Source organism: Mesorhizobium sp. C395A (assembly GCF_030323205.1).
In the GTDB taxonomy this organism is placed as follows: Bacteria; Pseudomonadota; Alphaproteobacteria; order Rhizobiales; family Rhizobiaceae; genus Mesorhizobium.
On the sequence record NZ_CP100473.1, the window covers coordinates 3,013,207 to 3,026,054 of the forward strand.

The following is a 12,848-nucleotide window of genomic DNA, read 5'->3' on the forward strand; positions in this document are numbered from 1 at the left end:
GTGAGCGGTTTCCGTGGAAAATTGCGTCAAACAAGAGTTAGAGCGCTCAAGACTCTCTGATGGGAACTTACGGCTGCACACCTTCACCAGGCGCGACCGTCGAAAGGCCGCCCTTGATATCCGCTATTTGAGCAGAACCGGTCTTCGCGCCATGGATCCACGCGCGATCGGTGCTGAACGAATACAGCGGCACGTAGGTCGGCAGGTCTGTGTCGCGGGAAACTACATTGCTCAAACTGTCGAGAATGAAGACGCCGCTGCCGGTGCTGACCGACAGCACGGCATGAAAGAAACCGCGCTTGCGATCCTGCAAGACGACCAGCGACATGCTCTGCGCCGGGATGCCTGCATGCAGCAGCGCGGCCATCTTGAGGATGGCGAAATCTTCGCAGTCCCCTGCCCGCCGCTCAAGGATTTCCCGGGGCTTGGCCCAGTAGTCGAGCTTGCCGTAAACCACGCTGTCCTTCTTGTAGGCGATGGCGCGATTTATACTTGAGTTGACGAAGGACAACTTGTCGATGAAGCGCTTGTTCCCGGCTGCCTTGACGATCTCGGCAAAGGCGCTGTTCTTGCGTTCGCACGCGCTGCTCGCGGTACAGTCGACAATTGCCTTGTAGACCGGCGCCCAGCGCGCCGAAACCGGGAAATTGCGCATCGACAGGGCAACAGAACCGAACACGCCGGGAATGATCGCCGCCGTCTGGATCGGGTCGATCCCGGCGGCGGGCGGCGCGATCGAAGAACCACGCTTTTCATCAACGGCAACAGGACCATAGCTGCTGAAAATCATGCCGATCCGGTAGGCTGAAACCGGCTGCCATGGCTGCGGCCGAGCCAGCGAAACGCCGCCGAGACTGGAAGGGGTTTCGACCGCCGCCAGAACTCCAGCGGCAGCGCCGGCATTCACGGTAATTGCTTTCGCGGATGATGGCTGCGGCAGGCTTGTGATCGCCATTGCCAGCAGGATGAGCCTGAGCCCGGTTATTCCCAGGGCAGATTTTTCTTTTTTCATGACGCCCACCTCTTGACTGTGGACGGTACCAATCTTGTCTCAAATTACTGGAAAGGAAGGTGGATAAGTTTCCTTCAATCGGGAATACCCACTTTGTGTAAAACTTTATTCAAATTTATACTTCTGTTTACCAATCCAGCTCAGCCGGCGGATATCAAACGAGGCGCGGCTCGGCCAATGCATATCAGATTATATCTTCCGGGTTTACCACACGTAAAAAATGCCGAGACTTGCATACCGGGATATATGAAATTGATTGCGGGACAGTTGCAAAGCAGAAGTCGTCACTGTCTCTATCCGGGAAATGCCGGAGGGGTTTGGCGATGACGACGAGTAACGATTTGGATACCGTCTCGAATTCTTGGGACGAGCACTCTTCACATGAACATGGCGGCCCGCCATCGCAGGCAGGCATCCAGGTAGCGCAGGCCGCTCAGGCGGCGCCTGCCGAGCCGGTACCGGTCGATGTCGGCAGTGGCGCACCCGTTCAGCCGGCAGCACCCGCGGAGGCGAAAGCGCCGGCGGCAGCCGCGCCGCATGAATACGTGGCCGACGCCAGCAACATCGTGAAACTTCCGGCGGACGTCTCCATCGACAACATCAAGGTCGACGGCCACAATCTGTTGCTGGAACAGGCCGACGGTTCAGTCATCCTCATCAAGGATGGCGCGCTCAACGTGCCGACCTTCATCATCGGTGATGTCGAAGTTCCGCGCGTGGCCTTGCTGGCCGCTCTTGAAGCGAGCCACGTCGATGTCGCCTTCGGTGCTGATGGTTCGATATCGGCCGGCCCGGGCGGTTCGAACCCAAGCGCCGGCGCAGACTTCTCGGTTCCCCCCGGTGGCATCGGCGACGGGTTCGGTCTTTCGGCACTGTTGCCTCCGACAGACCTGGCGTTCGGCCAGCCGGATCATCGCGAGCTGTTCCCAAGCCTGCGGCCGGATTCCACACCGTCGATCATCGACCTGACGCCTTCCGTCGAGGGCGGCGACACCATCGTCAATGAAAAGGGCCTGCCGGAAAGCCCTGGGCCGGAAGGTTCGGGCGAAGCGTCGGCGCCAGGCGTTGACGGCGACATCTCCGAACACAACACCGGCACCTTCACCATCGCCTCTCCCGACGGTGTCGGCTCGCTGACCATCGCCGGCCAGGTGATTTCGGGCGCGGCTCTTGCCAACAGCGCATCGACGCCGATCGACATCATCACGCCGCTCGGCAACACGCTGACCGTCAACGGCTACGACGCCAGCACAGGCCAGGTGAGCTACAGCTACACGCTCGTCCATAGCGCGACTCACCCCGACGCGGGGACAGATTCCATCTTCGACGACATGACGATGACGGTTACCGACACCGACGGAGACGTGTCCCTTCCGGGCACGCTGTCCGTTCAGATCGTCGACGACGTGCCGACGGCGCATGATGAGGCCTCGCAGTCGATTGCGGAAGGTGCCCCGGCGCTGACGGGCACGCTGGACTTCGTCGCCGGCGCCGACGGCGCGACGGTGACGCATATCAACGGCACGGCGCTGATCTTCGATGCCGGCACGGGTTACTCGCAGTTGATCGACATCGGCGCGGGCACCATCCAGGTGAAGGCGGACGGGTCCTACTCGTTCACGCCGGACGCTTCGGTGGATAACAGTTCCGGTCCGGTAGCTGTTAACGCGACCTACACTGTGACGGACGGCGATCTCGACACGTCGATGGCCAACATCGCCTTCACAATCACGGACGGCGCGGCCCCGGTTGCCGGCGCTCCGATCACGCTGGCGCTTGACGACCAGAACCTGAGTGACGGCTCGACGCCGGCCGGCGCTGACTTCGCCTCGAACTCGATCACCTTCACGCCGGGCTCGGATGCGATCGCCTCGATCGCCTTTGGCACCGACCTGAGCGGGTTGAACACCGCCAACTTGACCTGGACCCGGGTGTCGGACACCCAGATCGTCGGCAATGACGGCGCCGTGACTGTGGTGACGCTGGATCTGGCGGTTGCCAACAATGTGGCAACGGTGACGGCGACGCTGAACAACAATTACGATGCCCATCCTGGCATTAACGCCGACGACCTAGTCGATCTGGGCCATCTCGGCGTGGTTGCCACCGACACCGACGGCACCCAGGCGACAGGCACGGTCAACGTGACGGTGTCCGATGACGTGCCGACCGCGGTTACCGACATCGACAGCATCGGGGCCGGCCTGTTCGGCCCGGCCACCGGCAATGTGCTGGTTGGCGGAACCGATGCCCTCGACGGCAACACGACCGACGGGGTTGCCGATACCAAGGGCGCCGACGGCGCTGCCGTGGTCGGCGTCGTCGCCGGCGACACCAATGCCGCCCTCGACAATACCGCAACACTCGGCGTGCAGATCCAGGGTCTCTACGGCAAGCTGACGCTGGCCGCCGACGGCACCTACACCTATACCCGCGATGCCGGCTCCGCCGGTGGCCATGACGACGTCTTCACCTACACCATCAAGGACGGTGACGGCGACACCTCGCACACCACGCTGACCATCTCGATCGGCAACTCGCCGCCGGTGATCACCGACCTGACGCCGGCCGCCAACGGCGGCGACGTCACCGTCAACGAGGATGACCTCCTGGCCAGCCGCGGCGTTGGCGAATCGGCCGGCTCCGACACCTCGAAGGAAAGCACCACCCAGGGCGGCACCTTCACCATCTCCTCGCCCGACGGCATCGCCTCGCTGACCATCGACGGCCATGCCTTCATCACCAACGGCGTGTTCACCGCCAGCTCCTTCACCACCGCGCTCGGCAATACGCTGAACGTGACCGGCTACAATCCCGCAACCGGCACCGTCAGCTATACCTACACGCTGCTCGACAACGAGGCCCATGCTACCGGCGCCTCCACCAACAGCCTGTTCGAGAACCTTGCCGTCTCGCTCACCGACCAGGACGGCCAGAACGCCACAGGCACGCTGTCCGTCAACATCGTCGATGACGTGCCGACCGCGGTTGCCGACATCGACAGCATCGGGGCCGGCCTGTTCGGCCCGGCCACCGGCAATGTGCTGGTTGGCGGAACCGATGCCCTCGACGGCAACACGACCGACGGGGTTGCCGATACCAAGGGCGCCGACGGCGCTGCCGTGGTCGGCGTCGTCGCCGGCGACACCAATGCCGCCCTCGACAATACCGCAACACTCGGCGTGCAGATCCAGGGTCTCTACGGCAAGCTGACGCTGGCCGCCGACGGCACCTACACCTATACCCGCGATGCCGGCTCCGCCGGTGGCCATGACGACGTCTTCACCTACACCATCAAGGACGGTGACGGCGACACCTCGCACACCACGCTGACCATCTCGATCGGCAACTCGCCGCCGGTGATCACCGACCTGACGCCGGCCGCCAACGGCGGCGACGTCACCGTCAACGAGGATGACCTCCTGGCCAGCCGCGGCGTTGGCGAATCGGCCGGCTCCGACACCTCGAAGGAAAGCACCACCCAGGGCGGCACCTTCACCATCTCCTCGCCCGACGGCATCGCCTCGCTGACCATCGACGGCCATGCCTTCATCACCAACGGCGTGTTCACCGCCAGCTCCTTCACCACCGCGCTCGGCAATACGCTGAACGTGACCGGCTACAATCCCGCAACCGGCACCGTCAGCTATACCTACACGCTGCTCGACAACGAGGCCCATGCTACCGGCGCCTCCACCAACAGCCTGTTCGAGAACCTTGCCGTCTCGCTCACCGACCAGGACGGCCAGAACGCCACAGGCACGCTGTCCGTCAACATCGTCGATGACGTGCCGACCGCGGTTGCCGACATCGACAGCATCGGGGCCGGCCTGTTCGGCCCGGCCACCGGCAATGTGCTGGTTGGCGGAACCGATGCCCTCGACGGCAACACGACCGACGGGGTTGCCGATACCAAGGGCGCCGACGGCGCTGCCGTGGTCGGCGTCGTCGCCGGCGACACCAATGCCGCCCTCGACAATACCGCAACACTCGGCGTGCAGATCCAGGGTCTCTACGGCAAGCTGACGCTGGCCGCCGACGGCACCTACACCTATACCCGCGATGCCGGCTCCGCCGGTGGCCATGACGACGTCTTCACCTACACCATCAAGGACGGTGACGGCGACACCTCGCACACCACGCTGACCATCTCGATCGGCAACTCGCCGCCGGTGATCACCGACCTGACGCCGGCCGCCAACGGCGGCGACGTCACCGTCAACGAGGATGACCTCCTGGCCAGCCGCGGCGTTGGCGAATCGGCCGGCTCCGACACCTCGAAGGAAAGCACCACCCAGGGCGGCACCTTCACCATCTCCTCGCCCGACGGCATCGCCTCGCTGACCATCGACGGCCATGCCTTCATCACCAACGGCGTGTTCACCGCCAGCTCCTTCACCACCGCGCTCGGCAATACGCTGAACGTGACCGGCTACAATCCCGCAACCGGCACCGTCAGCTATACCTACACGCTGCTCGACAACGAGGCCCATGCTACCGGCGCCTCCACCAACAGCCTGTTCGAGAACCTTGCCGTCTCGCTCACCGACCAGGACGGCCAGAACGCCACAGGCACGCTGTCCGTCAACATCGTCGATGACGTGCCGACCGCGGTTGCCGACATCGACAGCATCGGGGCCGGCCTGTTCGGCCCGGCCACCGGCAATGTGCTGGTTGGCGGAACCGATGCCCTCGACGGCAACACGACCGACGGGGTTGCCGATACCAAGGGCGCCGACGGCGCTGCCGTGGTCGGCGTCGTCGCCGGCGACACCAATGCCGCCCTCGACAATACCGCAACACTCGGCGTGCAGATCCAGGGTCTCTACGGCAAGCTGACGCTGGCCGCCGACGGCACCTACACCTATACCCGCGATGCCGGCTCCGCCGGTGGCCATGACGACGTCTTCACCTACACCATCAAGGACGGTGACGGCGACACCTCGCACACCACGCTGACCATCTCGATCGGCAACTCGCCGCCGGTGATCACCGACCTGACGCCGGCCGCCAACGGCGGCGACGTCACCGTCAACGAGGATGACCTCCTGGCCAGCCGCGGCGTTGGCGAATCGGCCGGCTCCGACACCTCGAAGGAAAGCACCACCCAGGGCGGCACCTTCACCATCTCCTCGCCCGACGGCATCGCCTCGCTGACCATCGACGGCCATGCCTTCATCACCAACGGCGTGTTCACCGCCAGCTCCTTCACCACCGCGCTCGGCAATACGCTGAACGTGACCGGCTACAATCCCGCAACCGGCACCGTCAGCTATACCTACACGCTGCTCGACAACGAGGCCCATGCTACCGGCGCCTCCACCAACAGCCTGTTCGAGAACCTTGCCGTCTCGCTCACCGACCAGGACGGCCAGAACGCCACAGGCACGCTGTCCGTCAACATCGTCGATGACGTGCCGACCGCGGTTGCCGACATCGACAGCATCGGGGCCGGCCTGTTCGGCCCGGCCACCGGCAATGTGCTGGTTGGCGGAACCGATGCCCTCGACGGCAACACGACCGACGGGGTTGCCGATACCAAGGGCGCCGACGGCGCTGCCGTGGTCGGCGTCGTCGCCGGCGACACCAATGCCGCCCTCGACAATACCGCAACACTCGGCGTGCAGATCCAGGGTCTCTACGGCAAGCTGACGCTGGCCGCCGACGGCACCTACACCTATACCCGCGATGCCGGCTCCGCCGGTGGCCATGACGACGTCTTCACCTACACCATCAAGGACGGCGACGGCGACACCTCGCACACCACGCTGACCATCTCGATCGGCAACTCGCCGCCGGTGATCACCGACCTGACGCCGGCCGCCAACGGCGGCGACGTCACCGTCAACGAGGATGACCTCCTGGCCAGCCGCGGCGTTGGCGAATCGGCCGGCTCCGACACCTCGAAGGAAAGCACCACCCAGGGCGGCACCTTCACCATCTCCTCGCCCGACGGCATCGCCTCGCTGACCATCGACGGCCATGCCTTCATCACCAACGGCGTGTTCACCGCCAGCTCCTTCACCACCGCGCTCGGCAATACGCTGAACGTGACCGGCTACAATCCCGCAACCGGCACCGTCAGCTATACCTACACGCTGCTCGACAACGAGGCCCATGCTACCGGCGCCTCCACCAACAGCCTGTTCGAGAACCTTGCCGTCTCGCTCACCGACCAGGACGGCCAGAACGCCACAGGCACGCTGTCCGTCAACATCGTCGATGACGTGCCGACCGCGGTTGCCGACATCGACAGCATCGGGGCCGGCCTGTTCGGCCCGGCCACCGGCAATGTGCTGGTTGGCGGAACCGATGCCCTCGACGGCAACACGACCGACGGGGTTGCCGATACCAAGGGCGCCGACGGCGCTGCCGTGGTCGGCGTCGTCGCCGGCGACACCAATGCCGCCCTCGACAATACCGCAACACTCGGCGTGCAGATCCAGGGTCTCTACGGCAAGCTGACGCTGGCCGCCGACGGCACCTACACCTATACCCGCGATGCCGGCTCCGCCGGTGGCCATGACGACGTCTTCACCTACACCATCAAGGACGGTGACGGCGACACCTCGCACACCACGCTGACCATCTCGATCGGCAACTCGCCGCCGGTGATCACCGACCTGACGCCGGCCGCCAACGGCGGCGACGTCACCGTCAACGAGGATGACCTCCTGGCCAGCCGCGGCGTTGGCGAATCGGCCGGCTCCGACACCTCGAAGGAAAGCACCACCCAGGGCGGCACCTTCACCATCTCCTCGCCCGACGGCATCGCCTCGCTGACCATCGACGGCCATGCCTTCATCACCAACGGCGTGTTCACCGCCAGCTCCTTCACCACCGCGCTCGGCAATACGCTGAACGTGACCGGCTACAATCCCGCAACCGGCACCGTCAGCTATACCTACACGCTGCTCGACAACGAGGCCCATGCTACCGGCGCCTCCACCAACAGCCTGTTCGAGAACCTTGCCGTCTCGCTCACCGACCAGGACGGCCAGAACGCCACAGGCACGCTGTCCGTCAACATCGTCGATGACGTGCCGACCGCGGTTGCCGACATCGACAGCATCGGGGCCGGCCTGTTCGGCCCGGCCACCGGCAATGTGCTGGTTGGCGGAACCGATGCCCTCGACGGCAACACGACCGACGGGGTTGCCGATACCAAGGGCGCCGACGGCGCTGCCGTGGTCGGCGTCGTCGCCGGCGACACCAATGCCGCCCTCGACAATACCGCAACACTCGGCGTGCAGATCCAGGGTCTCTACGGCAAGCTGACGCTGGCCGCCGACGGCACCTACACCTATACCCGCGATGCCGGCTCCGCCGGTGGCCATGACGACGTCTTCACCTACACCATCAAGGACGGTGACGGCGACACCTCGCACACCACGCTGACCATCTCGATCGGCAACTCGCCGCCGGTGATCACCGACCTGACGCCGGCCGCCAACGGCGGCGACGTCACCGTCAACGAGGATGACCTCCTGGCCAGCCGCGGCGTTGGCGAATCGGCCGGCTCCGACACCTCGAAGGAAAGCACCACCCAGGGCGGCACCTTCACCATCTCCTCGCCCGACGGCATCGCCTCGCTGACCATCGACGGCCATGCCTTCATCACCAACGGCGTGTTCACCGCCAGCTCCTTCACCACCGCGCTCGGCAATACGCTGAACGTGACCGGCTACAATCCCGCAACCGGCACCGTCAGCTATACCTACACGCTGCTCGACAACGAGGCCCATGCTACCGGCGCCTCCACCAACAGCCTGTTCGAGAACCTTGCCGTCTCGCTCACCGACCAGGACGGCCAGAACGCCACAGGCACGCTGTCCGTCAACATCGTCGATGACGTGCCGACCGCGGTTGCCGACATCGACAGCATCGGGGCCGGCCTGTTCGGCCCGGCCACCGGCAATGTGCTGGTTGGCGGAACCGATGCCCTCGACGGCAACACGACCGACGGGGTTGCCGATACCAAGGGCGCCGACGGCGCTGCCGTGGTCGGCGTCGTCGCCGGCGACACCAATGCCGCCCTCGACAATACCGCAACACTCGGCGTGCAGATCCAGGGTCTCTACGGCAAGCTGACGCTGGCCGCCGACGGCACCTACACCTATACCCGCGATGCCGGCTCCGCCGGTGGCCATGACGACGTCTTCACCTACACCATCAAGGACGGTGACGGCGACACCTCGCACACCACGCTGACCATCTCGATCGGCAACTCGCCGCCGGTGATCACCGACCTGACGCCGGCCGCCAACGGCGGCGACGTCACCGTCAACGAGGATGACCTCCTGGCCAGCCGCGGCGTTGGCGAATCGGCCGGCTCCGACACCTCGAAGGAAAGCACCACCCAGGGCGGCACCTTCACCATCTCCTCGCCCGACGGCATCGCCTCGCTGACCATCGACGGCCATGCCTTCATCACCAACGGCGTGTTCACCGCCAGCTCCTTCACCACCGCGCTCGGCAATACGCTGAACGTGACCGGCTACAATCCCGCAACCGGCACCGTCAGCTATACCTACACGCTGCTCGACAACGAGGCCCATGCTACCGGCGCCTCCACCAACAGCCTGTTCGAGAACCTTGCCGTCTCGCTCACCGACCAGGACGGCCAGAACGCCACAGGCACGCTGTCCGTCAACATCGTCGATGACGTGCCGACATTGGGAACCGTGCAAAGCCAGCAGGCAAGCACCGATACGTCGCAAACGCCGGCCGTTGGAACACTCCACTTCGTCGCCGGCGCCGACGGCGCCGGGGCCACCATGACGATCACTGCCAACACAACAGGCATCACTTCGGCCGGCCACAACCTCATCACGGAGCAGTCCGGCAGCGTGTTGACCGCCTATGCCGACAACAACAACAACGGAAGCCATGATGCAGGCGACACGGCGGTCTTTACCATCACCGTTAATCCGAATGCCGGTACGTCGGGGCAGTACACGTTCGACCTTTTGGCACCTTTGGACGGCACTGTCAGTAATGTCTCCGTTGCATCGAGCGGCGCCTTCGGCTCCGGCCCCAGCAATTCCATCGTGGTGACGGCGGGCGGTCAGAATGTCGTGATGGTGACCGGATGGGCGCCAACGGATGCCGGCGGCTCCTTCACCTCACCACACGAGACGGCATGGCTGGCCGGCGGCATGCCATCGTTGACACAAACAAGCAACGTCAATGGTTCGTCAGCAGGTTGGGGCCTCGGCAACAACAATTTCGACGGAGGCGAGTTCATGCGTTTCGATTTCGGGACGCCGGACGACTATGACGGCCCGGGCGGCTATACGGCTCCGGCCATCACCCTCGCGACTGTTAGCTATGCCAAGTTTTCGTTCGATGCGGTTACCGCCGGCGACAAGATCGAGTTCGTCGCCCACTACACCAACGGAACCACGGCTTCCTTCACTCCGGCGGTCGGTGCGACGTTGCTGACGATCACATCGCCTGCCGGAACGCAGATCGCATGGGTCGACGCCTATGAGTCGTCGGGCAAGACCAAGCTGAACCTGACGGATGTCGGGGTCACGAGCACCACGGTCGACCATACAATTCCGGTCGCGTTGCAACTCACGGATGGCGACGGGGACACAACAACGACGGCGAATTTCACTGTCCACGTGGCGGCCGGACTGATACCTTTTGCCATTGCCGCTCCGGTCGTACTCGACCTCAACCATGATGGAATCCACACCACCGATCTGACGCACTCCACCGTTTCGTTCGACTATAACGGCGATGGCGTCGCTTCGAAAACCGCCTGGGTCGATACGCATGACGGTATCCTGGCGATCGATCTCAATGGCGACGGCAAGGTGAACAACGGTTCGGAGATCGTGTTCACCCAACATGCCGCCGGCGCTGCGACCGACCTTGCCGCGCTCGAGCAGCTCTATGACACAAATCATGATGGCAAGCTGACTGCCGCCGACCACGACTTTGCGCAATTTGGTGTCTGGCAAGATGCCAACGGCAACGGCGTGTCGGATTCGGGCGAGTTCAAATCTCTGGCCGCCTTGGGTATCGTCGAGATCGGCCTCGATAGCAACAATCAGCACTCGGTTTCGGCGGACGGCTCGGTCTTGACCTATGGCGAAGCCACCTTCACGACCGCCGACGGTCAGATAGCCGCGGTCGGCGACATCGGCTTCGGCAACTACGATAACGCTAGCTCCGGAAGCACGGCCGCCATCGCCGGCACTTCGGGAGCCGACACGTTCAAGATCGACAATCTAAACATCAAGGATCTGATCGCCGACTACCATGCCGGTGAAGGGGACAAGATCGACTTGAGCGCGTTGTTCGACAAGGCGCCGGCCGGCAACATGGCCGACTATGTGCATTACGACACCGCGACCAGCACCGTGAGCGTCGATACCAGCGGCTCGGGCAACGCGGCCAACTTCGTGGATGTCGCCGTTCTGCAGAATGCGCCTGCCACCGGCACGATCAACATCCTCTACGACGACACACAACATCAACAGCACACGGCCACGATTTAGCACTTATGCGTGGCCGTACTCTCATGCTACATATTAGCGAAACATAAAACCGCAGTTTGGAGAGGGACTTAAATGAAGCGTTGTGCAAGATTGCTGGCTTCGGCCGCGGCGCTGCTGTTGGCTGGATCGACTGGCTTCGCTGCCGACATCATCGAAGGGCCGGTGGCCGACTATTGCCGGACCGTCGGCACATCGAACCTGGTGCTGACCGACAACATCGTCGATCTCAAGGCCGAGGTGGTGAAGCTGATGGACGAGTCGGTGGCCGTCGCCAACAGCTCGGAATGGATCAATTCGTCCCGTCCTACCTTCGTCTGGGCATCGGAAGCCAAGGTCGCCTGCGGCATGGCCTATGGCTACCTCAAGACGAACTACAAGGACGAGGACACGCTCAACAAGTGCGAATGCTTCCACGACCGCATGGTCGAGTACATGAACTGACCGGAAGGGATCCGGCAGTGCCGGTTGGCTGACCCGATGGTCGGCGGACGATTGACGAGGGCGATCGCCGGAGCGATCGCATTGACCGGTTTTGGCCAGCTTGCCACGCAAGCCTGCGCCAACTGGCTGGAACGACCTAGCCTGGAGAGACCAGCACCGTTCGGCTTGAGGCGGCCGGTTCGCTGCGACGCCGCCTCCGAATGGACGCGCGCGACATTCAAGGCGTTTGCGACATGCCAGGCATCGCTCTACGGCTTGGAACCGGTGCTGGCGCACGCGGTAATGGAGATCGAAAGCGAATTCGATCCCGATGTGCACGGCGCCGATGGTGAGGTCGGGTTGATGCAGGTAATGCCCGCGACGGCCCGAATGCTGGGCTTTCGTGGCTCGCTCGACGAGCTTGGCGCGCCGGCGACCAACATCGCGCTCGGCGTCAGATATCTGGCGCAGGCAAACAGCCTTGCCGCAGGCGATCTCTGCACCACCGTCATGAAGTATCGTGCCGGGCACGGTGAAACCCGGTTCTCCGAACTTTCGGTCCGCTACTGCCGGCGTGCGCGTGCAATCCTGGCGAGAGAAGGTTTTGCGGTGGCCGGGCCATTGCCGGTGGCGACGTTCGGATTCTCCGCATTCCCGACAGCAGGAGACGATGGTGCCCCTGCCCCGGCGAGGCGGATTTGTGTGCGCCGACTGTTCGTGCCGGGCCCGCGATACATGAAATGCGCGGACTATCGAAGCGCCGGGCAAGCCAGAATGATCAAGGCGCTCCGGGCAAGACTTTTCGACGGCTGAGCCATAATCCAGCAATTGCAAAGACGGCGAGGCAAGTCTGCCGTAAGATGAACGGATGAGACCGGGACAAATACCCGGCGGGATATGAGGGA

The 12,848-nt window shown here is 63.8% G+C and carries 4 protein-coding genes; 3 read left to right on the top strand and 1 reads right to left on the bottom strand.

The genetic code is table 11. The features are described from left to right. Positions 1-67 precede the first annotated feature (67 nt). Positions 68-1,012 carry a transglutaminase-like cysteine peptidase gene (locus NLY37_RS14805; RefSeq protein WP_023741865.1) on the bottom strand — a complete coding sequence of 315 codons (945 nt, stop codon included), beginning with the start codon at positions 1,010-1,012 and terminating at the stop codon, positions 68-70. A gap of 323 nt (positions 1,013-1,335) precedes the next feature. Between NLY37_RS14805 and NLY37_RS14810 the strand changes: the two genes are divergently transcribed. The 3 genes from NLY37_RS14810 (at position 1,336) to NLY37_RS14820 (ending at position 12,756) form a co-directional block, all read left to right on the top strand. Next, positions 1,336-11,523 (top strand): SPM autocatalytic domain-containing protein, encoded by a 10,188-nt coding sequence (locus NLY37_RS14810; RefSeq protein ID WP_286442731.1) that lies wholly within the window; start codon positions 1,336-1,338, stop codon positions 11,521-11,523. A 72-nt stretch (positions 11,524-11,595) separates the two neighbouring features. Then, entirely contained in the window at positions 11,596-11,964 is a 369-nt protein-coding gene (locus NLY37_RS14815) for a hypothetical protein (protein WP_023681064.1), read from the top strand. Positions 11,965-12,228: 264 nt separating this feature from the next. Further along, positions 12,229-12,756: a lytic transglycosylase domain-containing protein gene (locus NLY37_RS14820; protein WP_502882110.1), complete on the top strand. Its 528-nt coding sequence runs from the start codon at positions 12,229-12,231 to the stop codon at positions 12,754-12,756. Positions 12,757-12,848: the final 92 nt, after the last annotated feature.

Excerpts from the sequence above, each read along its gene's own strand:
- NLY37_RS14805 (WP_023741865.1), bottom strand. The coding sequence starts at position 1,012 with ATGAAAAAAGAAAAATCTGCCCTGGGAATAACCGGGCTCAGGCTCATC.
- NLY37_RS14810 (WP_286442731.1), top strand. The coding sequence starts at position 1,336 with ATGACGACGAGTAACGATTTGGATACCGTCTCGAATTCTTGGGACGAG.
- NLY37_RS14815 (WP_023681064.1), top strand. The coding sequence starts at position 11,596 with ATGAAGCGTTGTGCAAGATTGCTGGCTTCGGCCGCGGCGCTGCTGTTG.